Source organism: Streptomyces flavofungini, from assembly GCF_014650815.1.
Classification (GTDB): domain Bacteria; phylum Actinomycetota; class Actinomycetes; order Streptomycetales; family Streptomycetaceae; genus Streptomyces; species Streptomyces flavofungini.
The window spans coordinates 549,977-574,957 of the sequence record NZ_BMVR01000004.1; the positions used below are offsets into that span (position 1 = coordinate 549,977).

At 73.8% G+C, this 24,981-nt stretch carries 19 protein-coding genes; 13 read left to right on the forward strand and 6 right to left on the reverse strand.

Going from position 1 to position 24,981, the window contains the following annotated elements:
* Positions 1-8 precede the first annotated feature (8 nt).
* Together IE274_RS12755 and IE274_RS12760 are read right to left on the reverse strand one after the other, a co-directional pair.
* Positions 9-641, reverse strand: a complete 633-nt coding sequence (locus IE274_RS12755; protein ID WP_190115770.1) for a DedA family protein — start codon at positions 639-641, stop codon at positions 9-11.
* Positions 638-1,432 carry an MBL fold metallo-hydrolase gene (locus IE274_RS12760; RefSeq protein ID WP_190115771.1) on the reverse strand — a complete coding sequence of 265 codons (795 nt, stop codon included), beginning with the start codon at positions 1,430-1,432 and terminating at the stop codon, positions 638-640. The genes IE274_RS12755 and IE274_RS12760 overlap by 4 nt, the downstream gene beginning before the upstream one ends.
* Positions 1,433-1,514: 82 nt before the next feature.
* Between IE274_RS12760 and IE274_RS12765 the strand changes: the two genes are divergently transcribed.
* The 5 genes from IE274_RS12765 (at position 1,515) to IE274_RS12785 (ending at position 8,438) form a co-directional block, all read left to right on the forward strand.
* Positions 1,515-1,943 (forward strand): hypothetical protein, encoded by a 429-nt coding sequence (locus IE274_RS12765; RefSeq protein WP_190115772.1) that lies wholly within the window; start codon positions 1,515-1,517, stop codon positions 1,941-1,943.
* A 591-nt stretch (positions 1,944-2,534) separates the two neighbouring features.
* Positions 2,535-3,335 carry a phytanoyl-CoA dioxygenase family protein gene (locus tag IE274_RS12770; RefSeq protein ID WP_190115773.1) on the forward strand — a complete coding sequence of 267 codons (801 nt, stop codon included), beginning with the start codon at positions 2,535-2,537 and terminating at the stop codon, positions 3,333-3,335.
* A gap of 58 nt (positions 3,336-3,393) precedes the next feature.
* Positions 3,394-4,260 (forward strand): AraC family transcriptional regulator, encoded by an 867-nt coding sequence (locus IE274_RS12775; RefSeq protein WP_190115774.1) that lies wholly within the window; start codon positions 3,394-3,396, stop codon positions 4,258-4,260.
* Between the two features lie 228 nt (positions 4,261-4,488).
* On the forward strand, positions 4,489-6,942 hold the full coding sequence (locus IE274_RS12780) for a phage holin family protein (protein ID WP_229909494.1): 2,454 nt from the start codon (positions 4,489-4,491) through the stop codon (positions 6,940-6,942).
* A gap of 83 nt (positions 6,943-7,025) precedes the next feature.
* The gene (locus tag IE274_RS12785; protein WP_190115775.1) at positions 7,026-8,438 is read left to right on the forward strand and encodes an amino acid permease; all 1,413 of its coding nucleotides are present in this window, start codon (positions 7,026-7,028) and stop codon (positions 8,436-8,438) included.
* 50 nt (positions 8,439-8,488) lie between these two features.
* On the opposite strand, the gene IE274_RS12790 is transcribed toward IE274_RS12785, so the two are convergent.
* Both IE274_RS12790 and IE274_RS12795 read right to left on the reverse strand, forming a co-directional pair.
* Complete coding sequence (locus IE274_RS12790; protein WP_190115776.1) at positions 8,489-10,123, reverse strand: DUF6345 domain-containing protein; 1,635 nt, start codon at positions 10,121-10,123, stop codon at positions 8,489-8,491.
* A 286-nt stretch (positions 10,124-10,409) separates the two neighbouring features.
* Positions 10,410-13,763: a S8 family peptidase gene (locus IE274_RS12795; protein ID WP_229909515.1), complete on the reverse strand. Its 3,354-nt coding sequence runs from the start codon at positions 13,761-13,763 to the stop codon at positions 10,410-10,412.
* A gap of 350 nt (positions 13,764-14,113) precedes the next feature.
* Here IE274_RS12795 and IE274_RS12800 point away from each other — a divergent pair, with 350 nt between their 5' ends.
* Positions 14,114-14,539 carry an OsmC family protein gene (locus IE274_RS12800; protein ID WP_190115777.1) on the forward strand — a complete coding sequence of 142 codons (426 nt, stop codon included), beginning with the start codon at positions 14,114-14,116 and terminating at the stop codon, positions 14,537-14,539.
* Positions 14,540-14,751: 212 nt separating this feature from the next.
* The gene (gene dnaK, locus IE274_RS12805) at positions 14,752-16,773 is read left to right on the forward strand and encodes a molecular chaperone DnaK (protein ID WP_190115778.1); all 2,022 of its coding nucleotides are present in this window, start codon (positions 14,752-14,754) and stop codon (positions 16,771-16,773) included.
* A 40-nt stretch (positions 16,774-16,813) separates the two neighbouring features.
* On the opposite strand, the gene IE274_RS12810 is transcribed toward dnaK, so the two are convergent.
* Entirely contained in the window at positions 16,814-17,701 is an 888-nt protein-coding gene (locus IE274_RS12810) for a helix-turn-helix domain-containing protein (protein ID WP_190115779.1), read from the reverse strand.
* On the opposite strand from IE274_RS12810, the gene IE274_RS12815 reads away from it, so the two are divergent.
* The 4 genes from IE274_RS12815 (at position 17,700) to IE274_RS12830 (ending at position 21,860) form a co-directional block, all read left to right on the forward strand.
* Complete coding sequence (locus IE274_RS12815) at positions 17,700-18,818, forward strand: ADP-ribosylglycohydrolase family protein (RefSeq protein WP_372447061.1); 1,119 nt, start codon at positions 17,700-17,702, stop codon at positions 18,816-18,818. The genes IE274_RS12810 and IE274_RS12815 overlap by 2 nt on opposite strands.
* A gap of 194 nt (positions 18,819-19,012) precedes the next feature.
* Positions 19,013-19,375 carry a 4a-hydroxytetrahydrobiopterin dehydratase gene (locus IE274_RS12820; RefSeq protein WP_190115781.1) on the forward strand — a complete coding sequence of 121 codons (363 nt, stop codon included), beginning with the start codon at positions 19,013-19,015 and terminating at the stop codon, positions 19,373-19,375.
* A 265-nt stretch (positions 19,376-19,640) separates the two neighbouring features.
* Entirely contained in the window at positions 19,641-20,384 is a 744-nt protein-coding gene (locus IE274_RS12825) for a class I SAM-dependent methyltransferase (RefSeq protein ID WP_190115782.1), read from the forward strand.
* A 423-nt stretch (positions 20,385-20,807) separates the two neighbouring features.
* Positions 20,808-21,860 carry a class I SAM-dependent methyltransferase gene (locus IE274_RS12830; protein ID WP_229909495.1) on the forward strand — a complete coding sequence of 351 codons (1,053 nt, stop codon included), beginning with the start codon at positions 20,808-20,810 and terminating at the stop codon, positions 21,858-21,860.
* 121 nt (positions 21,861-21,981) lie between these two features.
* Here the strand turns inward: IE274_RS12830 and IE274_RS12835 are convergent, their stop codons facing one another.
* Positions 21,982-22,683: a bleomycin resistance protein gene (locus tag IE274_RS12835; RefSeq protein ID WP_190115783.1), complete on the reverse strand. Its 702-nt coding sequence runs from the start codon at positions 22,681-22,683 to the stop codon at positions 21,982-21,984.
* A gap of 160 nt (positions 22,684-22,843) precedes the next feature.
* Between IE274_RS12835 and IE274_RS12840 the strand changes: the two genes are divergently transcribed.
* Together IE274_RS12840 and IE274_RS12845 are read left to right on the forward strand one after the other, a co-directional pair.
* Positions 22,844-23,182 (forward strand): CU044_2847 family protein, encoded by a 339-nt coding sequence (locus IE274_RS12840; RefSeq protein ID WP_190115784.1) that lies wholly within the window; start codon positions 22,844-22,846, stop codon positions 23,180-23,182.
* Positions 23,183-23,190: 8 nt separating this feature from the next.
* Positions 23,191-24,981, forward strand: coding sequence for a VMAP-C domain-containing protein (locus IE274_RS12845; RefSeq protein WP_190115785.1), 1,791 nt, complete (start codon positions 23,191-23,193; stop codon positions 24,979-24,981).

A 24,981-nucleotide genomic window follows, 5' to 3' on the forward strand; every position in this document is an offset into this window, starting at 1 on the left:
CGGCGCGGTCAAGAGGCCGTGGACCGGACCCTGCGCAGGCGGCGCCACACCGTCGGGGCCAGGCTGATGAAGACCGTCAGGCCCACCGCCAGGGCCACGCCCTGCCACGGCTCGTTGAACAGGGAGCCGCCGAGGATCCCGATGAGCTGGTACGTCACCGCCCAGGCCAGGCAGGCAGGGAGGTTGCCGCGGGCGAAGCGGCGCAGGGGCAGCTTGGCCAGGAGACAGGCCAGCATCACCGGCAGGCGGCCCGCCGGGACGAGACGCGACAGGACGAGGACCAGGACGCCGTGGTCCTGGAGCTTGTCCTGGGCCTGGCTGAGGCGGTCCTCCGGAGCACGGTCCCGGATGGCCTCCAGCCAGCGCGAACCGTTCTTCGACCGCATGCCGCGCTGCCCGAGCCAGTACAGCCCCATGTCCCCGGCGAACGCCGCGAGCGATGCCACCCCGAACACGATGAGCAGCGCGAACGGTGACGTATCGCTCTGATGGAACGCCACCACCGCCGCCGAACTCACCAACGCGCCCGTCGGCACCACCGGCACCAGCGCGCCGAGCACCACCAGCAGGAACAACGACGGATAGCCGACCGCCTGCTGGGTGGAGTCCGGCGCCACCGCCGCCGCGGCGGCAAGGATCATCGGGCGACCTCCGGCCGTACGGACTCGCCGTGCCCGAGCCGGTGCACGGCGACCTCCGGCGCGCGGCGGGCGGCCTGCCGCACGAACTCGTCACCCGGCCCGTGGAATTCATGCGGGCGCACCGCGTCCATGCCGATCGGCCAGTACGTGCCGTAGTGCACCGGCACCGCGCTGCGCGGCGCGAGCCGGGCCAGGGCCTCGGCGGCGCGGGCCGGGTCGAGGTGGCCGTGGCCCAGGTAGGGGCCCCAGCCGCCGACGGGCAGCAGGGCCACGTCGACGGGGCCCACCTCGTCGGCCATCGCGTCGAACAGGCCCGTGTCACCGGCGAAGTACGTGCGGGCGCGGCCCTCGACGACATAGCCGAGGGCGGGGGAGCGGTGCGGGCCCAGGGGGAGGCGGCGGCCGTCGTGCAGGGCCGGTACGACGCGTACGAGAACACCGCCGCCGCTGTTGTTCTCGACGGGGACCTCGTCGCCCGGGGCCACCTCCGTCAACCGCAGGTGGGACAGCCTGCGCAGGCCCGGCACGGAGCGGGGGGCGCCGCGCGGGACCAGGACCCGGGTGCCCGGGGCCAGGCGGGCCAGGGACGGCACGTGCAGATGGTCGGCATGCAGATGCGACAACAGGACGACATCGGCGACGGCGGCCTGCGGGGGCGGCAGCGCGCCCCGGCGGCGGCGCAGGTGCGCGAGACGGCGCACGAACAGCGGATCGGTCAGCACCCGGGTGCCCGAATCCTCCACCGTGCACGTGGCATGGCCCCACCAGGTGACCGTGACGTCCGCCCGCACCCGTTCCTCCTTCGTGTGACTGTCTCCGAGCCTACGGCCAGGAGTAGTGTCAACGGCTGACGCCAGAGGTGAGGGGGACGCCATGGGAGATGCCGGCGCGGGGACCGCACGCGCGGTGCGGGTCGCGGCGATCGCCAGCCTGACCCCCCTGGAGGAACTGGACGCCGACCCCTTCCTCGTGGACTCGCGCAGCCAGCACGCCATGTGCGCGAAGTGGGCTGCCGCCCAGGGGTACGTCGTGACGCGGGAGCTCGTCGTACGCGGCCTGCGCGCCGACCACGCCGTCCTCTGGGGCGACGTCGACGCCGGCCTCGTCGACCTCTTCGTCGTCCCCTGCCGCCGCGTCCTCGAACGAGCCCTCCGCTCCGCCGACGAGTTCACCGCGGAGTGCGCGCGGCGCGGCGTCCGCATCGAAACCGCCGGGTTCGCGGAACCGGCGTACGACTCGGGGATGAAGGCGCGGGTGCACCGTCGGCTCTCTATGCCTACGGCGGGGTACGACGGTTGCTGATTCTGGCGCGGGCGCCCCCACCCGTCGTCATGTCGCCCCCGGGGCGGCAACCCCCACCGCTCCGCGGCGTCTCCCACCCGCCCGCCCGTGACTGTGGTCCCCGCGTGGCCCTTGGCGGTCCGGCCGGGCTGTGGTGAGTGTTGTCCCCGTTTCCTGGCGTGGCATCCCTTGCCCGCCGCTGTGCGGCGGTTTCCCCCGCCCGCGTGCCTGTGACTGTGGTCCCCGCGCGGTCCCCGACGGCCCGGCCCGGCCGTGGTGAGCGTCGTCCCCGCCTCCTCGTACGGCACCTGCTCCCCGCCGCTCCGCGGCGATCTTGTCCGGGTGCCCGCGTGTGGTTGTGGTCCTCCCCGGGTGCCCCTCGTCGGCTCGCCCCGTCGGTGGTGACCGTTGTCCCCGGCGCGACGGGTTCGACAGTTGCGGGTGGGTGGGTGGGGAGGAGCGTCGCGGAGCGGCGGGGTGGGGTTGCCGCGTGGGGGCGTGGGGGCGACGGTCGCCAGGGGTGGGGCGGGCCGTCGGGGGCGGGGTGTGCCTGACAAATGTGGTGCGGGTGGTGTCGGGTGTGTGGGGGCGGGGGTGTCGCAGGGTGGGGGCATGGACGACACGACGTTGGTATCCCGGTTTCTTCGTGACGGCTTCGTGAAGCTGCCGGGCGCCGTCGCGCCACGCGTGGCCGCGGACTGTGCGCGGCTGCTGTGGCGGGAGACGGGCTGCGACCCGGACGACCCGGCGACGTGGACGCGGCCGGTGCACTGGGTGGCGGGCATGGCGCAGGGCCCGTTCGCCGCCGCGCCCAACTCCCCGGCCCTGCACCGCGCGTACGACCTGCTGGTCGGGGCGGGCCGCTGGGAGCCGCGTTACTCGCTGGGCACGTTCCCGCTGCGCTTCCCGCACGCGGAGGAGCCGGACGACGCGGGCTGGCACATCGAGGGGAGCTATCTGCCGGAGGGCGAGAGCTGGTACTTCACGAACCTGCGTTCCCGGGGCCGGGCGCTGCTGATGCTGTTCCTGTTCAGCGAGGTCGGTGAGGAGGACGCCCCGACCCGGATCCGGGTCGGCTCCCACCTGGACGTACCGAAGGTGCTGGAGAAGTACGGGGAGGAGGGGGCGAGCGGGCTGGCCCTCGCGCCCGATCTGGTGGCGGCGTCCGACCACCGGCCCCTCGCCCTCGCCACCGGGTCCCCGGGCGACGTCTTCCTGTGCCATCCGTTCCTGGTGCACGCGGCGCAACCGCACCATGGTGTGCGGCCGCGTTTCCTGGCCCAGCCGCCGCTGCTGCCGACCGCGCCGTACGCACTGGAGCGGGCCGACGGCGCGTACGCACCCGTGGAGCTCGCGATCCGCCGGGGCCTGGGCCAGGACACCCCCGGTCCGGACAGGACCGACACTGACTGAAGCGCCGGGTCCCGGCGCGGTGGTCGGCAACGGAGAAGAGGAAGGTGGCCGGGCGGGCATGCTGGAGCGGCTGAACCAGGCCATGGAGCACATCGAGCGCCATCTCGACGGGGCCGTCGAGGTGGCGGAGCTGGCGCGTACCGCGGCCACCTCGGAGTACCACCTGCGGCGGATGTTCGCCGCGCTCGCGGGCATGCCGCTGTCGGAGTACGTCCGCCGCCGTCGGCTCACCCTCGCGGGCGCCGAAGTGCTCGCGGGACGCGAGACGCTCCTGACGATCGCGGTGCGCTACGGCTACAGCTCCGGCGAGGCGTTCGCGCGGGCGTTCCGCGCCATGCACGGCATCGGGCCGGGAGAGGCCCGGCGCACCGGCGCGGCGCTCAGCTCCCAGTCGCGGATGGCCTTCCGCCTCACCGTCGAGGGGAGCAGCAGCATGCGGTACCGGGTGGTGGACAAGGGGGACTTCACCGTCGTCGGGCTCAAGGCCCGGGTACCGCTGGTGCACGCGGGGCCGAACCAGGCGATCATGGACTTCGTCCGCGGGCTCGACCCGCGGACCCTGGAGCGCCTGGAGAAACTGTCGGACCAGGAGCCGCACGGCATCGTCGCGGTCTGCGACGACCTGGACCCCAGCCGCGCCGAGGGCACCGAACTCGACTACCACCACGGCGTGATCACCTCCGCGGCCGCGCCGGAGGGCACCACCGCGTTGGCCGTCCCGGCCGGTACGTGGGCGGTCTTCACCACCTCCGGGCCGGTACCGGGGGCCATCCAGGAGCTGTGGCGGGACGTGTTCACCGAGTGGTTCCCGTCGAACCCGTACCGCACCCGCACCGGCCCGGAGATCCTGCGCACCCGCTGGTCATCGGGGAGCGCCGAGGCCGACGCGGAACTGTGGCTCCCGGTGGAGCCCGAACACGGCTGAGCAGGGGGCCCGCCACGGCCGCGGCGGGCAGGCGGGCAGGCGGGTCGGGCCGTCGAGGGTGCGTCGGGGACGACAGTCACGGCGGGCGGGTGGGGAGAACCGCCGCGGAGCGGCGGAAGGGCTGCCGCCCGGCGGCTCGGGGACGGCCGAGGCAGGCAGGACCGGTGCGGGCCCCTGGCCTGTGACACGCTGGGGGCAAGGCCAAGGCATGTGAGGTGGGCGGACGCGGTGCGCGATGGGCGATGGCGGGCAGTGGGGCGCGCACTGTGGCGTGTGATCGTCGTGTGGGCGGTGAGCACGGTCACGATGCTCGCCCTCGCCGGCATCCTGCCGGACTTCAAGCTGCAGTCGGACGACGGCGACAGCGCCACCCGCATCGCGATCACGGCGGCTCTGGGCGCGGGTGCCTTCGGCCTCCTGTCGGCGCTGGTGTGGCCGCTGCTCGTCCGCGCGCTGCTCCTCGTACCCGCTCTGGTACTCGGCCTGCTCAACTTCTTCCTGAACGGGTCGCTGCTGCTGCTCGCCCTGCGGCTCATCCCCGACGGCCGCGGCGACGCCAACGCCGAGACGGCTGTGGTCGTCGCGGCCGTGATGTCGGCCGTGGCCTCGGCGACCGGCGGCGCCCTGGCCGTCCGCGACGACGACGCGTACCGCCGCCGTCTGTACCGTCTCGCCGACCGAAGACGCCGCCGCGCCGCCGGGGCCCAGGGGCCGAGCACCCCGGGCATCCTCTTCCTCCAGCTCGACGGCGTCGGCCACGACGTGCTGCGGGACGCCCTCGGCAAGGGCCTCATGCCCACTGTCGCCCGCTGGCTCGGCGAGAGCGAGAGCAAGAGTGGAAGCCGGGGCGAGAGCGAGCGCGGGGGCGGGAGCGTCAAGGAGGGCGCGAGCGACGAGGCGGGCGCGGGCGCACCTGCGACAGCGAGCAGCCCCCGGACCCCGGGCGCACCCCCCGCACCTCCCACCCACCGTCTCACCCCCTGGCGCACCGACTGGTCCAGCCAGACCGGTGCCAGCCAGCTCGCCATCCTGCACGGCAGCAACTTCGACGTCCCCGCCTTCCGCTGGTACGAGAAGGACACCGGCGAGGTCATGGTGTCCAACCGCCCGGCGTCGGCGGCGGAGCTGCAGCGCCGCGCCGTGGCCCGCACCGGCGGTCCGGGGCTGCTCGCCGACGACGGCGCGAGCCGCGGCAACCTGTTCAGCGGGGGCGCCGACCAGCTTGCCCTCGTCCTGTCGATGGCCGCCCGGCGCGGCAAGCGCAACCGGTCCCGCGCCGGGTACTTCGCCTACTTCTCCGACCCCGCCAACGCCGTCCGCACCGCCCTCTCCTTCGTCGCCGAGGTCGGCCGCGAGGTCGGCGAGTCCACGCGCGCCCGGCTCCGCAAGCGCCGCCCCCGGGTGAGCCGCGGCGGGCTCTACCCGTTCATCCGCGCCTTCGCGACCGTCGTGGAGCGCGACGTCGTGGTCGCCGCCGTCATCGGCGACATGCTCGCCGGACGCGCCGCCGTCTACGCCGACCTGGTCGCGTACGACGAAGTCGCCCACCATTCGGGGCCCACGAGCGGCGACGCCGAGAAGGTGCTGCGCCGCCTGGACCGGTCCCTCGCCCTCATCGAGCAGGTCGCCGACCACGCGCCCCGGCCGTACCGCATCGTGCTCCTCTCCGACCACGGCCAGAGCCCCGGCGAGACCTTCCGGGCCCGCTACGGCCTGTCCCTCGCCGACCTGGTGCGCGCCGGGTGCGGGCTGCCCGTGCCCCGCAGGGCGCGGCGTACGCACAGCGGCGCCGAGGCCCGTTCGGCGGTGCGGGCGGCGCTGCGCCGCCCCGTCGAGGAGGGCGCGGGCGAGCACCGGCCGGGCCGCCGCGCCGAGCCGATCGTCCTCGCCTCCGGCAACCTCGGCCTGGTGTCCTTCCCGGACGTGCCGCACCGCATGACCCGGGAGGAGATCGACCGCCGCCACCCGGCCCTCCTGCCCACCCTCGCCAACCACCCCGGCGTCGGCTTCCTGCTGGTCCGCAGCGCCGAGCACGGGGCGCTGGTCCTCGGGGCGCGCGGCGCGGAGGTCCGCCTGGACGAGGCACGGGAGGGGCCGGCGGGCGCCCTGGACGGCGGCGGTCCCGAAGGCCCCGGCGGCCCCGGCCCGCTCGCCGACCCCGGCCCCCTCGCCGACCCCGGCCCCCTCGCCGACCCCGGCCCGCTCGCCGACTTCGGCCCCGGCGCCGCCGACGCCGTCCGCCGCACCGACTCCTTCCCGCACACCGCCGACATCATGGTCAACTCCTGGTACGACCCCGAGGACGGCGAAGTCCTCGCCTTCGAGGAGCAGATCGGCTCCCACGGCGGCCTCGGCGGCGCCCAGTCCCGCCCGTTCCTGCTGTCCCCGCTCGCGCTGTCCCCGGCCGTCGAGGACGGCGGTGAACTCGTCGGCGCCGAGGCCGTGCACGCGGTGCTGCGGCGCTGGCGGGAGGAGGAGTGCGGGCACGCGGTGCGGGTGAAGTCCACAGCCTCCACGGCGCCCACGGCCGCCACCGCGCCCACGGTCTCCACCGCCACCGCGCCCGCCGATTCCACGGCCCCCGTCGTCCCCGCCGTCCCCGCGGACAATCGCCTTCCGCAAGCCTGTCCCCCGACAGCATTTCCCGCCGCCGACCACGCCGTACAGGACAAAACACATTGATTTTGCGCAGCGTGTGCCGTGCCCGACCATGGGCGGGCCCCGGCGATCCCGGGCGCACGGCACAACGAGAGGCGCACCACCCCATGCACGACACCGGAACCGTTTCCTCGTCGGCTCCGGCCCCTGACCTGGGGGAACTTCCGGCCGCGGCGCACGAGGACGCAGCGCCGCACGGCAGTGACAAGCACGCCCGCCGCTTCGGCCTCCCCGTCGCCACCTGCCTCGTCATGGGCAACATCATCGGCGGCGGCATCTTCCTGCTGCCCGCCTCCGTCGCGCCGTTCGGCACCATCAGCCTCGTCGCGTTCGCCGTCCTGACGGCGGGGGCGATCTGTCTGGCGCTGGTCTTCGGGCGGCTCGCGAGCCGTGACCCGCGCACCGGCGGCCCGTATGTGTACGCGCGCGCCGCGTTCGGTGACTTCGCGGGGTTCCTCGCCGCCTGGTCGTACTGGATCACGACGTGGGTGTCGAACGCGGCGCTCGCCGTCGCCGCCGTCGGCTATCTCGACGTGCTGATACCGGTGGCGGACCACAAGTGGACGGCCTGTCTCGCCGCGCTGACGCTGCAACTCCTGCCCGCGCTCGCCAACCTCGCCGGGACCCGCTACGTCGGCGCCGTCCAACTCGTCGCCACCGTCCTGAAGTTCCTGCCGCTGCTGCTCGTCGCCTTCGGCGGTCTCTTCTTCTTCGACAGCGCGAACCTCGGGCCGTTCCGCGCGGGTGACGAGAGCCCCGTCGGCGCGGTGTCCGCGTCGGCCGCGATCCTGCTGTTCTCGTACCTGGGCGTGGAGTCCGCCGCCGTCAGCGCCGGTGAGGTGCGCGACCCCCGGCGCAACGTGGGGCGCGCCACCGTCCTCGGCACGCTCGGCGCCGCCGTCGTCTATCTGCTGGGCACCCTCGCCGTGTTCGGGACGGTCGCGCACGACAAGCTCGTCGCCTCCACGGCGCCGTTCACGGACGCCGTGAACGCCATGTTCGGCGGCTCCTGGGGCGGCACGGCCGTGGCGCTCGCCGCGCTCGTGTCGATGGTCGGCGCCCTCAACGGGTGGACGCTGCTCAGCGCCCAGACGCCGTACGCCGCCGCGCGCGACGGTCTTTTCCCGAGCGCGTTCGCGCGCAAGCGGCGCGGCGTGCCGACCGTCGGTGTCCTGGTCACCGTCGTCCTCGCCTCGCTCCTTACCGTCTACAACTACACGGCCGGTTCGGCGGGCGTCTTCGAAGTCCTCGTGCTCGTCACCACGTTCACCGCCACCGTGCCGTATCTCCTCGCCACCGCCGCGCAGATCTACTTCCTCGCCTCCGGGCAGGGCGACCGCGTCCACCGCGGCCGACTGGTGCGCGACGCGGTCCTCGCGGCGCTCGCGTTCGGCTTCTCGATGTGGCTGGTCGCGGGCGCCGGGTACGCGGCCGTCTACCAGGGCGTCCTGTTCCTCTTCGTGGGTGTCCTCGTGTACGCGTGGATGGCGGCCCGCAAGCAGCGGACCGCCACCCGGTAGGCTCCTCAGCCTCCTTACCGCGAGTCTCCCCGGCCTCCTTGGCGCGCCGGTTACCGTGCCAGCGGAGCCGTCACCCAGCGCTGGGTCTTGAAGCCGTCCTCGGGGCCGATCTCGATCAGCTTGCGGGCGGCCGGGTAGGCCTCGTTGCCCTCCACCTCATAGCCGACCTGGAACGTGCCCGGCACGTCCCTGACCTCGGGCTGCTGCTCCCGCGAGACCGCCGAGGGGATGTCGCCGTCGCCGGCGGCGCGGATCGCGAGGTCGGCGAGCAGGCGCTGCTGCGCGGCCGCCAGGGCCTCGTTCGGGTCGCTGGACGCGGGGGCCTGCGGTGCCCGCCCGCCGCCGGCCGCCGGCGGCGCGACCTGGCTGCTCGGCTCGCGCCGGGCGCTCGTCGCCTGCCGGGTGGACAGCTGCGCCTGGACGACCGTGCCGTCGTTGTCGAGACCGACCCGGATCACGCCGCGGTCCGGCGTGATGATCGGGACGCCGTCGAAGGCCTGCCGGAACGTGACGTGCGTCTGGAGGGTCGTGGGGGCGCCGATCTCCGAGCCGTCCTTGGTGCCGGAGTTCTGCATCAGGTCGTGCACGCTGTCGACGACCAGTTCGGCGCCGTCGGCGTGCTGCTCGGCGAAGGCTCGCGCCAGCTCGACGGCGCGGTCGGTGGGCAGCTGCGTGGTGTTGCGCGCGTTGGGCTCCGCGAGGCGCACCCAGCGCGCCGCGAGCGGGCCCGTGGAGGCGATGCGGTCGCCGGAGCTGGCACTGAGCACGCCCCGCTGGTCGACCTGCACCTCTTCGAGGGCGGCGGACGGGAAGGAGGCGATGCGGCCCGCCTGGGTCAGCTCGGCGCTCGGGTCGCGCGGCGCGAGCTGGACGGTCTGGGTGCCCTGCGGCAGCGCGGTGAGCTGCTCGGCGAGCGAGGCGCGCGCGTTGTACCAGCGCCACGCGTACCAGTTGTCCGGCACCGCGTCGCGGAAGAAGGTCCGCTCGGTGTTGAGCCGGTTCACGGCCTCGGCCTGGGTGGCGCCGACCGCGCACACCGAGGGGGCCTGGTTCTTCCAGATGTCCCAGCTCGCGTTCAGCCAGGCATCGGAGTACGTCTGCCCGGCCACCCACTTGTCCCAGAACTTCCGGCCGTAGTCCGGGTGGTCGATGCTGGTCGTCTCGAAGCCGAAGAGCATGCGGAAGCCGACGTTGGGACCGGCCCACGTGCGGATCGGGGAGTGTCCGCCGAGGACGCGCAGCGAGAAGCACGTCGACCAGAAGATGTACTTGGCCTTCTCGTTGCCGAGCGCCATCCGGTTGGAGTACGCGCGGGTGCGGCCGTCCCAGGCCGCGCCGAGACAGGCCTCGAAGACGCCGTTGCCGTCCATGTTGCCGTGGCCCGAGTGGTACACGGCGCAGACCGCGTCCATGCCGTAGCGGTCCTGCCAGTTGTCGAACGTCTCCTCGTACGCCCACACCTGGACGCCGCCGTCGGCGAACCAGAAGTTGCGGTCGTAGAACTTCTGCGGATACGCCAGCCAGCCGGTGGCGTCCTCGTGCGTGTAGCGCAGCGGCGACGCGTCGGCGAACGTCTCGACGCTGAACGCCCCCCACCAGCCGAACGTCGAGTCCCGCTCCCCGGCCGCGCCGGGCTTCTCCGGCTCCACCGGCGACGGACCGCGGTCCACGTAGATCATGCGCATGGCCTTACCCCCTGGGTGATCTCCCCGTCGCGTGGCTGAGGCGCACACGGTCGAGGGGGCCTAAAAGTGTCACTGCGTGGGGGCCTTGCCCAGTTGGCATTCCGGCCATTGGCACCCCGTACCGCGCATGTCGCGTGCCCCACGCGCCCCGGTGGCGGGGGCGCGTGGGGTGGTACAGGGCCGGGCGGCCGAGGGGGGCGGCGCAATGACAAGGAACGCGCCACGGTGTCTCACTGTTCGTACCGAACCCCGCGCACCAGCGCGGCCCCCTCGAACGCCCTGGGTGCTACTTGCCGTAGTACGCGTTGTGGACCGACAAGGTCGACTTGTTGCCCTTCCTGTCGGCGATCTTGGCGCGGAAAGAGACGCCCTTGCCCGGGGCGGGGTTGCGCAAGGTGATGCGCCCGTCGGTTACCCTCAGCTCGGTCCAGGTGCGGCCGCTGTCGTAACTGGCGTACACCTGAAGCGACTTGAGGTTCGCCCCGGCCGCCGCGCCCTGCACGGTCACCGGCACCCGCTGCTTCTCGCCCGCGGGCGCCCGGCTGGTCAGGTCCAGCTTCGGGGCGAACCGGGCGGTGGACACGGGGAGTTCCTTCGGGCCACCCCGCTGGGAGCGGAACGTCCAGGAGGCGTCGACCCGGGTGGAGGCCGCCGACACGGCGGCGCCGCGCCGCACCGAGGTGGTCAGCTTGTACGTGGCGTCCGCGTCCGGGACGTCGAAGGCCCCGCCCCTGCCGTACAGCGGGTCCTCGTTGGCGCCGATCCTCGTGCCGTCGCGGTACAGCTCCGTCTTCACCGACGTCAGGTCCGTCCAGCCGACGTTGCCCTTCCCGTCGGCGAACAGCGGCAGCTCTCCGTACAGCTCGGCGCCGTCGCGGAACACGCCCATGCCCGAGCCGACACGCGGACCGAACACGCCGACGCCGAACGCCTCCCGGTAGCTCCTGCCCGCCGTGTACGCACGCGGCGCGACGGAGCGGTAGTAGCCCTCCATGAGGGGCTCGCCCTCCTCACTGGTACCGCCGTACTGCTCGAAGGTGAGCTCCCACCTCGTCTTGCCGAGCGCCGACAGGTGCAGCGTCTTGGTGCGCGGCAGCTTCTGCGCCTGCGGGATCATCGAGATGCCACCCGCCTCCGGGAGATACCCCGCCGCACTCAGGCCGCCCTGTTTGTTCGCCGACGAAGCGCCCACACTCACCTTCACGGTCGCGAAGTCGGCTGCCTTGAGGTGCTTGACGTAGCCGGTGGCGAGCCTGGTCACCTTGCCGCCGAGCAGCATCTCGTACGACGTGTCGGCGCCCTTGCGCCAGGTGCCGAGCCACTGCTGGCCGAGGCCGTCGGGCACCGCGGGGCCGAGATGGGCGGTGCGCATGCTCTGGAAGGCGCTGACGCGCAGGGCGCCCAGCTCGTAACCCGCGTAGGTGTAGCGGGTGTCCATGAAGGCGAGCTTCGCGCCGCGGTCCGGGACGGTGATGTCGACGGGCTCGGCCTTGCGGGCGTCGAGCGTGACCGTCTGTTTCCTGTCGACGGTCAGCCTGGGCTGGACCAGCCAGTCCACGCCCTTGTCCCCGTCCTGCGGATCGACGTAGATCGCGGAGTCGAGCAGGTAACTCCCCTTGGCGACCCGGACCTTGACGGTGCCGGACGGGTCGTTCGGGTGGAGGTTCGTGCCGGTGTCGGCGCCGGTGATCGCCGACAGCATCGTCTCGTGGTCCGCCGTGGGCCGCCCGTCACGCCCGATCGTCTTCAACGTCACGTCGTACGACTCGACCTCGCGCTGCACCGCCGCCGCGGTCCGCACGCTCTGCCCGCCGCCGCTCGCCACCACGTACGCGCTGTACGCGCCGTCGACCGTGCCGCCGAGGCGCGTGTCGCTGGTCAGGTCGACGGCGGCCGTCCCGCCCGCCGGGACGGTGACCTTCTTCGCGCCGAGGCCGAAGAACCCGGCGGGCGCCGGACGCCCCTTCGGGTCGAGGGCCGACACGGACAGGTCGAGGGTGACGTCCTTCGTGCCGCGATTTCTGTACGTCACCTTCTTGGTGACCGGCTTGTCGTCGGTGTGCGGCCAGAGCTGGGTGCCGTAGTTGAGGGACACCGGATCGGCGTACACGCTCTGCTTGACGGCCCGGTCGACGGCGATGCGGCCCGAACCCTGCTGGAACGCCGTGTACTTGCCGCCCTTGGTGGACGCGGTGAGCGCGCCCTTGAGTTCGGGCTGCTTCCAGTCGGGGTGCTGCTGCTTGAGGAGGGCGGCGGCACCGGCCGCGTGCGGGGTGGCCATGGACGTGCCGGAGATCGTCAGGTAGCCCTCGGGCTTCTGGCCGACCTCGTGGTCGATCTGGCTGCCGGGGGCCGCGGCCGCGGTGATGTCGACGCCGGGCGCGGTCACGTCGGGCTTGATGGCGCCGTCGCCGATGCGCGGGCCCTGGCTGGAGAACTGGGCCAGCTTGTCGTTGTCGTCGACCGCGCCGACGGTCAGCGCCGCGTCCGCGCTGCCCGGGGAGTCGACGGAGCCCGGAGCGCCGCTGTTGCCCGCCGCGACGGCGAACAGGATGCCCTTCTCGGCGGAGACCTTGTTGATCGCCGCCTCCAGCGGGTCCACGCCGGGCATGTCGCCGCCGCCGAGACTCAGGTTCACCACGTCGGCGCCCTGCGCGGCGGCCCAGTCGATGCCCGCGATGATCCCCGAGTCGCTGCCGGAGCCGTCGTCCCCCAGGACCTTGCCCGCCAGGACCTTCGCGCCCGGGGCGACGCCCTTGTAGGCGGCGTTCTTGGTGCCGGTGCCCGCCGCGATGGACGCGACGTGCGTGCCGTGGCCGACGCGGTCCTTGGTGTCGGGTGACGGCGTGAAGTTCTTCGCCCCGACGACCTGTTCCTTCAGGTCCGGGTGGGTGGCGTCGACACCGGTGTCCAGGACGGCGATCTTGACGCCCTTGCCGTCGTACCCGGCCTCCCACGCCTTCGGCGCGCCGATCTGCCGGACGGACTTGTCGAGGCTCGCCCTGCGGGTGCCGTCCAGCCACAGGTGGCCGATCCCGGCGGCCGTCGTGGTCGCGGCGCCCCGCTCGGCGGTGAGTGCCTTCCAGAGCGCCGCCGCGTCCCGTTCCGGGGTCGTCACGGCGTCCGCGTCCAGGGACGTGAAGGCGTGGCGGACCGTGGTGTCACCGGCCGCGCGCACCCCGGTACGGGCGTCACGGGCCGCGGCGCCCCGATAGCCGACGATCAGCTTCAGGCCGTTCTTCCGGGCCTCGCGGTTCGCCTTCCGGCTCAGCTCCGTGACGTCGAACAGGCGCTGGTCGACCTTGCCCGCGGCGATGAGCCGTTGCGCGTCGTACGGCAGGACCAGCGTGTGCCCGGCGAAGGCGCGGGTGCGCACGGGGATGTGCTCGCGCCCCTTCGCCGGGCGGAAGCCGGTGAGGCGGCCCTTGGCGTCGACGGTGACGCGGTCGCCGGTGACGAGGGTGACGTGGTGCGCGGTCCCCGGTTTCGCGGGGGCCGTGGCGGGGTTCCTGGTGGTGGCGCCGGGGTTCCCGCCGGTGGTGGTGCCGGGGCTGGGGTCGGTGGTGGTGGTGCCGGTGCTGCGGCTGTCCGGTGCGCGGTTTGGTGCGCGGTCCGTGGTCGCCGCCGCCGGGTCGGTCATGCCCGCCGCCAGCGCCACGGCCGCCGCCGCGGCGACGGCCGCCGCGTACGCGCCACGCGGCCGGGACGGTCTTCCCGCCCCTCGTCCGCCCGTCGTTCCCTCGGTGTGATGGTGCAACGTTCCCCCTCGTGCAGGTGGAGTGCCCTGGCCGAGGCGCTCGGCCGCGCCCCAACTCATCTCTATGGACGCATGGTTGGGATCATCGCGTTGCATGGTCCTCGGTCGGCGCGTGCGGCCGCCCCGGATCGGGCGGTCCCCGCTTCGGTCGCGCACGGCCGCCCGACGCGCCGATCCGCCCCGGAGTGTGATCGGATGGACCCCAAGGAACTTCACCGAAGGGATTTGGCATCGTGGCTACCACGCGCTCCGCACACACGGTCTGGGAAGGCAGCCTGACCGAGGGCTCCGGCACCGTGACCTTCGACTCCTCGGGCATCGGGCAGCAGGCCGTCTCCTGGCCGTCCCGCGCCGAAGAGGCGAACGGCAAGACCAGCCCGGAGGAGCTCATCGCCGCCGCGCACTCCAGCTGCTTCTCCATGGCCCTGTCCCACGGCCTCACCGGCGCGGGCACCCCGCCCACCAAGCTCGTCACGTCCGCCGACGTGACCTTCCAGCCGGGCACGGGCATCACCGGCATCCACCTCACCGTCGAGGGCGAGGTGCCCGGGCTCGACGAGGCCGCGTTCCTCTCGGCCGCCGAGGGCGCCAAGGCCAACTGCCCGGTCAGCCAGGCGCTGACGGGCACGACGATCACGCTCTCGGCCAAGCTGGCCTGAGCCCCGCAGGACCGCGGCGAAGCCGCCGACCGGAGCCATCGGTCGGCGGCTTCGCCATGTCCGGGCGCCCGGCGCCGGACGCCGGGCCCGGGCCCCGCCTCCCGACCGGGCCCCGCCCGCACACCCCACCCCCGTACGCGGCATTGACAATGGCCCGCTCAAGTTTTGTGCTGGAGGCCGAAGTGGCGCCGCGTCGGAAGGGGTTGTTGGAGATGACTCGTGCGGTCGGGATCGATCTCGGGACGACGAACTCGGTGGTGGCCGTCCTGGAGGGCGGTGAACCCACCGTCATCGCGAACGCGGAGGGCGCCCGCACCACACCGTCGGTCGTCGCCTTCGCCAAGAGCGGCGACGTCCTCGTCGGCGAGGTCGCCAAGCGCCAGGCGGTCACCAACGTGGAGCGCACCGCCCGCTCCGTCAAACGCCACATGGGCGACGGCGGCTGGCGCTTCCCGGACAGCGCGTCCGGCACCAGCGTCGACGGCACCCGCTACACCGCGCAGGAGCTGTCCGCCCGCGTGCTGCAGAAGCTCAAGCGGGACGCCGAGTCCTACCTCGGCGAGGACGTCACCGACGCCGTGATCACCGTGCCCGCGTACTTCGACGACGCCCAGCGCCAGGCCACCAAGGAGGCCGGGGAGATCGCGGGCCTGAAGGTCCTGCGGATCATCAACGAGCCGACGGCTGCCGCCCTCGCCTACGGCCTCGACAAGGGCGACGACCAGACCGTCCTCGTCTTCGACCTGGGCGGTGGCACCTTCGACGTGTCGCTCCTGGAGATGGGCGACGGGGTCATCGAGGTCAAGGCCACCAACGGCGACACCCAGCTCGGCGGCGACGACTGGGACCAGCGGGTCGTCGAGCACCTCGTGCGGCAGTTCAAGAACGCGCACGGCATCGACCTCGGCAAGGACAAGATGGCCCTGCAGCGGCTGCGCGAGGGCGCCGAGAAGGCGAAGATCGAGCTGTCCTCGTCCAGCGAGACCGACATCAACCTGCCCTACGTCACCGCGTCCGCGGACGGCCCGCTGCACCTCGCCGAGAAGCTCAGCCGGGCCCAGTTCCAGGAGCTGACCGCCGACCTCCTCGACCGCTGCAAGCGCCCCTTCCACCAGGCCGTCAAGGACGCCGGCGTGCAGCTCTCCGCCGTCGACCACGTCATCCTCGTCGGCGGCTCCACGCGGATGCCCGCCGTCGGCGAGCTGGTGCGGGAACTCACCGGCAGCGACCCGCACAAGGGCGTCAACCCCGACGAGGTCGTCGCCCTCGGCGCCACCCTCCAGGCGGGCGTGATCCGCGGCGACGTGAAGGACGTCCTGCTGCTCGACGTCACGCCGCTGTCCCTCGGCATCGAGACCAAGGGCGGCATCATGACCAAGCTCATCGAGCGCAACACCACCATCCCCACGCGCCGTTCGGAGACCTTCTCCACCGCCGAGGACAACCAGCCCTCCGTCGGCATCCAGGTCTTCCAGGGCGAGCGCGAGATCGCCGCGTACAACAAGAAGCTCGGCGTCTTCGACCTCACCGGCCTGCCGCCCGCACCCCGCGGCGTACCGAAGATCGAGGTCACCTTCGACATCGACGCCAACGGGATCATGCACGTCTCGGCGAAGGACGAGGCCACCGGGCGCGAGCAGCGCATGACCGTCACCGGCGGCTCGGCGCTGCCCAAGGACGACATCGAGCGCATGGTCCGCGAGGCGGAGGCGCACGCCGAGGACGACCGCAAGCGCCGCGAGGCCGCCGAGACCCGCAACCAGGCCGAGCAGCTCCTCTACCAGACCGAGAAGTTCCTGCGCGACAACAGCGCCGACGGCCTCATCCCCGCCGACACCAAGGCCGAAGTTGAGGCCGCCGCGGCCGAGTTGAAGCCCCTGCTCACGGGCGACGACACGCTCGCCATGCGGGCGGCGGCGGAGAAGCTGGCCGCCGTCAGCCAGCGGATGGGGCAGGCGATGTACGCGGCCGCGCAGGCGAACCAGGCCAACCAGGCAGGCCAGGCCGGTCCGGACGGCGGTGGCGGTCCGCAGGACGCCGCGCCGCCGCAGGGGGACACCGCCGGGCCGGGAGACGGCGGGGCCGGGGCGCGGGGCGGCGCGGACGAGGGCGTCGTCGAGGCGGAGATCGTGGAGGAGGAACCCGAGGACGGCAAGGGCGAGAGCGGCGGCAGGCGGGACGACGGCGGTAGCTGGCAGGGCGGCGGCAAGGACGACCAGCCGCCCAGGACCTGACCCGGCGCCCCCGCTCCTGGGCCGCTACGGGGGCGCCCGGCTACGCCTTCGACTGGAGGTACTTGACCGTCGCCGGGTCGGCGGGCAGCAGCGTCTCGATGGCCAGCTCGGCGACGGTCACGTCCATCGGCGTGTTGAACGTGGAGATCGACGAGACGAAGGACAGCACCCGGCCCTCGTGCTCGATCCTCAGCGGCAGCGCGAAGTGCGCCACCTGTCCGTCGGCGGCCGTGTCCTCGCCGGGATCGGCCACGGGGTACGCCGCCACCTCGTCGTACAGCGCCTTCAGCTCGGCCGACCGGTGCAGGGCGATCTGCCGCCCCATCTGGTGCAGCAGATGCTCGCGCCACTCGCGCAGATTGCGGACCTTCGGGGCGAGGCCGCGCGGGTGCAGGACGAGCCGGATCGCGTTGAGGGGCGGGGCGAGCAGGTCCTCGGGGAGGTCGCCGAGGAGCATCGCGATGCCGCGGTTCGCGGCCACCACCTGGTACGTGGCGTCGACGACCAGCGCCGGATACGGCTCGTAGCCCTGCAGGAGCTGGTCGAGACCGGCGCGCAGCGTGGCCATCGACGGGTCGTCGAGGGGCGTCTGCTTGAAGCGGGGCGCGTACCCGGCGGCGAGCAGCAGCGCGTTGCGCTCGCGCACGGGCACGTCCAGGTGCTCGGCGAGCTTCAGGACGAAGTCCTCGCTGGGCTTGGCGCGGCCCGTCTCGACGAAACTGATGTGGCGCGCGGAGGAGTCCGCGCGCAGCGCCAGCTCCAGCTGGCTGACGCGCCGCTCCTCGCGCCAGGCGCGCAGCAGCGCGCCGACCTCGGACGGCTCGGCCGCACCGGACGGCTCGGCCGCGCGCGGGCCCTTGGCGCGGCGGGGCCCGGCGTTCGGGGGGCCGACTTCACTGTTCCGGCGGCGAGGCGCGACAGTTGGCATGGCACAGACGGTAATCGAGGAGTGGTGCATGAAGAATCCGTGGGGCCCGCTGTCATGGGAGGCCACCGTCGCGTACCGGGCCCGGGTGCGCGGCTGTCTGCTCGGCGGCGCGGTCGGTGACGCGCTCGGGTACGCGGTCGAGTTCAGCTCCCTCGATGCCATCCGCGCCGCGCACGGCCCGCGCGGCCTCCGGGGCCCGCTGGCCGACGCGGCGGGCGTGAGCCTGATCAGCGACGACACGCAGATGACGCTCTTCACCGCCGAGGCGCTGCGGGCCGCGCACGCGCGCGAGCGGCGGAAGGGGATCGGCGGGGCGGCGCCGAGGCTGGTGCAGGAGGGGTATCTGCGCTGGCTGGACACCCAGCGGAAGCCGGGGCCCGAGGCGAAGGGCACCCCGCCCGGACCTCCGCGGCCCGCCGACCTCAGCTCCCAGGCCTGGCTGTACGCCCAGCGGGCCCCCGGCAACGCCTGCCTGAGCGGCCTGGAACAGGGCTACGTCCCCGACCCCGCCCTGGCGCTCGGCCCGCGCGGCCGCGTCAACCCCGAGTCCAAGGGGTGCGGCACCGTCATGCGCTCCGCGCCTTTCGGCCTCACCCGCGCCCCCGCCGACCGCGCCTTCGAACTCGCCGCGCGCTGCGCCCAGATCACCCACGGCCACCCGACCGGCTACTACGCGGCGGGCGCCCTCGCCGCGATCGTCACGCACCTCGTCGCGGGTGACTCCCTGGAGGGCGCCGTCCTGCGCACCCTGCGGCTGCTCGCCCGGTACCCCGGGCACGAGGAGACGTCCACCGCCCTGACCGCCGCCGTCGACCTGGCCGCCGCGGGCGAGCCGAGCGCGGAGCGCGTCGAGTCCCTGGGCGCGGGCTGGGTCGCGGAGGAGGCCCTGGCCATCGGCGTGTACGCGGCCCTGGCCACCCCCGCCGTCGCGGACGCGCTCCTGCTCGCCGTGAACCACTCGGGCGACAGCGACTCCACCGGCTCCGTCTGCGGCAACCTGCTCGGCGCGCTGCACGGCGACCACGAACTGCCGGAGGAGTGGGTGCGGTTGACCGAGGGGCGCGCGGTGATCGCGGCGGTGGCGGACGACTTGTCGGGGGAGTGCGTGCGGCGCTGAGCGGGCGGGGCGGGGGCGCCTCTTGTACGGCGTGGGCGTGGGCGTGGGCGTGTGCGGAGCCACGTCGGCCGCGCGGCCGGATGTGCGCGGCGGCGGCCCGAAGGGGCGTGCCGCCGACGCTCCGCCCGGCAGGTGCTGTGGCACGCTGGCACGACAGGATCGACACCCGCACAAACGCAGGAAGGAGCGCGGCCATGCCTCTCGAACCGCTGTCGCAGAAGGAGATCGAGGACCGGCTCGCCGAGCTTCCCGGCTGGTCGCTCACATCGCCCCGCACGGAGGCCGCCGACGGTTCCGGCGCCGCCGGTGCCTCGGGTGCCGCCGAGGTGAGGCTCACCCGCTCCTACCGCCTCGTCGCGCACTTCGCGGCGACCGCGTTCGTCGTGCACATCGCCCAGGTCCAGGAGGAACTGGGCCACCACGCGGACCTGACCCTCGGCTACAACACCGTGGTGTTCGCCGTCAACACCCACAGCGCGGGCGGGGCCCTCACCGACCTGGACTTCGAACTGGCCCGCAGGGTCGAGGCGCTGGCGTCGGGCCACGGGGCGGAATGATGCGGGACGGAACGGGGCTGGGCGGGGTGGCCGGGCGGCAGCCGCGTGGTGCGGTCGCGGCGACGCGTCGTCGGCCTGGCCCGGCTGCTGCGACGCGTCGTCAGCCTGGCCCGGCTACTCCGACGTTCCGTCCGCCCGGTCCGGTCACGGCCATGCGCCGCCCACCCGGTTCGAGGCCCGCCGGGAGCCGTCCGCCCGGGCCGGGGCCCGGCCGGGGGCAGGCGTCGGTCGGCCGTGCGCGGTCCGGATGCGGAGTGGGTGGCTGATGCTCGACTACGGCAAGGAGGCGGTGCGGTACGACGCGTCCCGCGGGGGTGAGCCGCGGGCCGTGGCCGCCGCCGCCGCGGTGCTCTCGCTGCTGCCCGCCGGGGCCCGTACGTTGCTCGACGTGGCCTGCGGCACGGGCTCGGTGACCCGGCGGCTGGCGGCGCGGCCGGGGCTGCGTGTGGTGGGCGTGGACGCCGCGTACGGCATGGCGCGGATGGCGGCCGACCGCGTACCCGGCGCCATCGTGCTCGGGGACAGCCGGAGCCTGCCCTTCCGCGACGGCGCGTTCGACGCGGCGTCGGCGGTGTGGCTGCTGCACCTGCTGTCCGATCCGGACGAGGCGGCGGCCGTCGTCGGCGAGTGCGCGCGGGTCCTGCGGCCCGGCGGGGTCCTCGTCGTCACCGTCGACAAGGCCGCCTCGCACAACGTGGGCAGCGACATCGACGCGGTGCTCGCGGGCCGCCCCGTCCGGTCACCGGTGGACGCGGCGGCGCGCGTCGAAGGGTATGCGGGCGCGTACGGCCTGACCCGCGTCGGCCGGGCCCGCTTCCCGGGCCACGGCCAGGGCCGCAGCCCCCGCAGCACCGTCGAGGACCTGCGCCGGGGCTGGTTCACCAGCATCCCGCCGGACAGCCCGCTGGCGGGACGGTTCGCGCGGCGCCTCGCGGAGCTGCCGGACCAGGAAGTGCGGCGCCCCGACCCGGAGTTCACGCTGCTCGCGTTCCACAAGCCGCCTGCCTGAGGGCTGGTCGGCGCAGACCCGCTGCCGACCGAAGCGCGCGCCTCCCCGCGGCCCGCCCCGGCCATCGGGCCGAACACGGCATGCGGGACGGGCGAGTGGGACGCGGCGGCGAACGGACCCCGCGCCCTGCCGGACCCGCAGCGCACCGGCTGGGTCCACGACGCCGGATCGTCCGGGTCGCAGCCGGTCTCCCGCCATAGCAGCCGCGCGCAGCTCACAGCGGCCGCGCACAGTGCTCCACGACGGCGTCGGCCGCGCGCACGCGATGTTCCGGCCGCGAGGGCGGTGGCACGGGCCCGGGGACGGCCGCCCGGCAGCGCACCCATTTGCCGAAACGGCAAGCTGACTGGCCGAAACCGGGGGAGGGGGAGCACGCTGGCGACGTAACCACGCAAGAGCGCGGAGAGCGTACGAGAGGCGGCGATGACGGTGACGGGGCGTGAGGGCATGGCGCACGGAGCGGGCACGGGGCAGGGGCACGGGGCCGAGCGCGCGGGCGGCCACGGGCATGAGCAGGGCCACGACCACGGGGGCGGCCACCGGCACGGGCATGGGCATGGGCACGGCCACGGGCACACCGACATCGACTGGGCCGTCATGGCCCCCGTCCTTGAGCAGAACGCGGAGGTCACGGCGCCCGTCTACCGGGAGGTGGCAGCCTGGCTGCGCGATCTGCGCGCGGTACGCGAGGCGGGGCGCACCGCGGCCGACGGGAGCCCGGCCGACGGCGACCCGGCGCTGATCGTCGACGCGGGCAGCGGCCCCGGCGTCGTCACCTGCCTGTTCGCCGAGGTGTTCCCGAAGGCGCAGGTGATCGCGGCGGACCCCGAGGAGGCGCTGCTTGAGCGCACGACGGACCGCGCGGCGCGCCTCGGCCTCGCGGACCGGGTGCGTACGCACCGCGCGGAACTCCCCGACGGGCTCGGCGAGTTGCCGCCCGCCGACCTCATCTGGGCGGCTCGGTCCGTGCACCACGTGGGCGACCAGGTGGCCGCCCTGACGGCGCTCGCGGACCGGCTCGCGCCGGGCGGCGCGCTCGCGATCCTCGAAGGCGGCCTGCCGCCGCGCAGCCTGCCCCGCGACTTCGGCATCGGCCGCCCCGGCCTCCAGGCCCGCCTGGACGCGGCCAACGAGGAGTGGTTCGCGCGGATGCGGACCGACCTGCCGGGCGCGAAGGAGGCCACGGAGGACTGGGCCGCGCTGCTCGCCGCGGCCGGCCTGCGCCACGTGGCGACCCGCAGCTTCCTCGTCGACCTGCCCGCACCGCTGGACGACGCGGCCCGCGCCCACATCGTCACCACGTTCGGTCGCTACCGCGACTTCGCCGCCGAGGCCGAGACCCCGCTCCTCGCCCCCGAGGACCGCGCCACCCTCGACCGCCTCCTCGACCCGCAGGACCCGGAGAGCCTGCACCGGCGCGCCGACCTGTTCCTGCTGACGGCGCACACGGTGCACGTGGCGGTACGGGAGGCCTGACGGACCGGGGCGGGGCGCCGGAGGGGGGCGCGGGACGGGGTTACCGGGCTGCCTCGGGCCGCCCCGGCCCCCGCACCCCCGACCCCCGCCCCCTCCCCGGACCGCCGCACCCCCGACCTCCTCACTCCCGCAACTCCACCAGCCGCACCACCGCGTCCCGCGCCTCCTCCCGCTCCTCCTCCGTGAGCGCGATCCCGGCCGCCTCCTCCAGCAGCCGCCCCGCGAGGGCGTCCTCGCCGAGCCGCTGGGCGAGGTCCCCGCGCAGCACGAGCAGCCGCAGGTGCTGCGCGGGTGTGGGCCGCTCGTCGGTCAGGGCCAGGGCCCGGTCGATGACCTTCGCGGCGCCCGGCAGGTCCTCCTTGGAGTCCACGAAGAGGTCCGCGATGTGCAGGGCCCGCGCGAAGGTCTCCTTCGGGGCGGCCCGGTGCTGCTGGTCCTCGCTGATCGGCTGGCCGACGCGGATGCTGTTCCCGCCCGGATCGGTCATCAGGAACTGCCGCACCCCGTAGGACATGTCCTTCAGCGGCCCGATGCGCGGCAGCCCCCGGCTCGGGATCTTCCCGTACGCGGCCTTGAGCCCCGCGCGGAACGCGGCGTGCAGGGATTCCACGTCGTCCGTGAGGATGTAGCAGCCCGAGATGGACACCTTCGGGTCGTACTGCTTCATGCCGAAGAACTGCAGCTCCACGGTGCCGCGTTCGACGACGGCGTACGCGTACGGGCTCTTCTGGAGGTAGGTCGTCTCGAACCCCAGTGCGGTGTAGAAGTCGACGATCGGCTGGACGGTCTGGCAGGGCAGCAGCGGGATGGTCTTCTCAGCCATGCGGACAGTCTAGTCAAAGTTGAATAGAGGGAGTGAGGGGTTGCTGCCCGGGGGGCTGGTCGGCAGGGGCGGACGTATTTGCCCACTCTGGCGTATTCGGAGGACGTGTTGAGGGATCGTGGAGGGAAGGGAACGGGACACCTGACCCAGGGGGGCGTGCATGGCGAACGAGTTGATGCGGTGGGAGTCGGACGAGGGGCCGGTCGTCGTGGAGGTGGACTCCAGGGACCCGGGGTACAAGTCCGTGTCGCGGCGGGACGGCAACGGTGAGATCCACGACGTGGAGGGCAGATTCGAGTCGGCGCTCGACAACGTGCGCGGCGCGGCCCTCTCCGCCCTGCGCACTTTCCGTACGCAGGCCCTCAACCCCGATGAGATCTCACTGGAGTTCGGGGTGAAGCTCAGTGCCGCCGCGGGTGCCGTCATCGCGAAGACCGCGGCCGAGGGGCACTTGACCGTGAAACTGACCTGGTCCCGCGAGGGTGCGCAAGGCGAATAATGGCGGACATGCACTGGCGTGCCCGCATCGGCACCGTCGGCGGCGGTGCTCCGCTGGGGGCGGGCGTGCTCGTCGACAGCACCCGGCTGATCACCTGCGCCCACGTCGTCGACGGCCTGCGTGAAGTCCGTGTGACGCTGCCCGGGTGCGCCGACGGGCTGCGGGCCACCGTGTCCTGGTCCGGCGACTGGCGGCGACAAGACGATCCCGGCGACGTCGCGGTACTCACCCTCGACGACCCCCTGCGCGTACCGCCGTGCGTGTTCGCCCCGCTCGGGTCGCTGCGGCCCCGGAAGGGCCGCACCGCGTACGAACTGCGCGCCCTCGGCTTCCCCCGCGGCCACGAGGAGATCGGCACCCACGTCACGCTGCGCACCAGCGAGGACCGCCAACTCGGCAGCGAATGGCTGGAGATGGACGTCGAGCAGGCCCACCTCCAGCGGCTCGACGAGGGGTTCAGCGGTGCCGCCGTGTACGACATCGAGTCCCGCCAGGTCGTCGGCATCGTCACCGACGCCGTACTCGCCGGTGACCAGGAGGGCTACCTCGGCCGGATGCTCTCCCTGGACGTCATCCGCCGCCACTGGGAGGCCCTGGACGACCTGCTGCCCCTCGACTGGCTGCCGCCCGCACCGCGCCATGAACTCCGCGCCCTGTTCGAGGACGTGCAAGTCGAGGCGCGGACCCTGGAGGTGGCGGTGCGGCGGGCGTTCCCCACACTGCGGCGCGATCCGCCGCACCTCCGGTCCGGGTGGCAGGCGGTTCGGTACGTCGCCGAGACGCTGACCGGCGACGACCGGCTCACCCGGCTGCTGCGGGAGCTCGGGCAGTGGTCGCCGGGCGGCATCGGGCCGGGTATCGCGGCCTGGATGCGGCGCTGGATGCCGGGGGAGGGCGAGTACGCGGGTGCGGGGGTGCTCGGCGGGGAGCTGTACGGCGGTCTCCAGGGGGGATGGGGCGGGGGCGGGCGGGCTGAGGCTTGCGCTCCCACCGGCTCCGTCATGTTCCGCGCGGAGCCCATGACCCGCGGCGGCAGCCTGGAGCTGTCCGTGTGCACCGTCGTCGACGGCGTGCCGGTCGGGCGGGCCGGGCCCGTGCGGATCCGCCGCCAGCAGCTGCGGGCGCGCGTCGAGGCGCTGCTCGCCGAACAGGTCGGCAGGATCCACGAGTTCGACTGGATGCTGGAGTTCGTGGTGCCGCCCGGGCTGATGAGCGAGCCGTACGAGGAGTGGCACATCCGCGAGCCGGGCGCCGCGCGGCCCCGCCCCATGCGCACCGTCCCCGTCGTCGTCCGGCACGTGGAACGCCTGAAGCCGCTCACCGTCTCCCGGCTCACCCGCAAACGCTGGCAGACCGTCCGGGCCCGCGGCGAGACCCGGCCCGTGCCCGTCGAGTGCGGACTGCCGTACGGCTACGAGCAGTTCTACGGCTGGCTCGACGCCGACGACGACCTGTGCGCCCTCGCGTACGCCGCCCGGCCCGTCGACGACTGGCTGTCGGCCGCCCTCGACACCGGTGTACCCATCATGCTGTGGCGGCGGCACGACTGCGGCGGCGACGGGCACGCGCACTGCGCGCCGAAGGCGTTCCTGGACCGGCTCGCCGATGCCGTGGCCACCCTTGAGCCCGATCGACTCCCCTTGGAAGTAATGAAGTTGCGCAAGGCGGCGCACTCCCCGCACAAGGGGGACGCCGACCACTGCGGGCACCGCCTGACGCTGTTCTGGGACGACCCGGAACGCATGCCGGATCCACCGCTGGCCATGGGGAACCCCATGGGGAGCAGAGGGAGCGCCTGA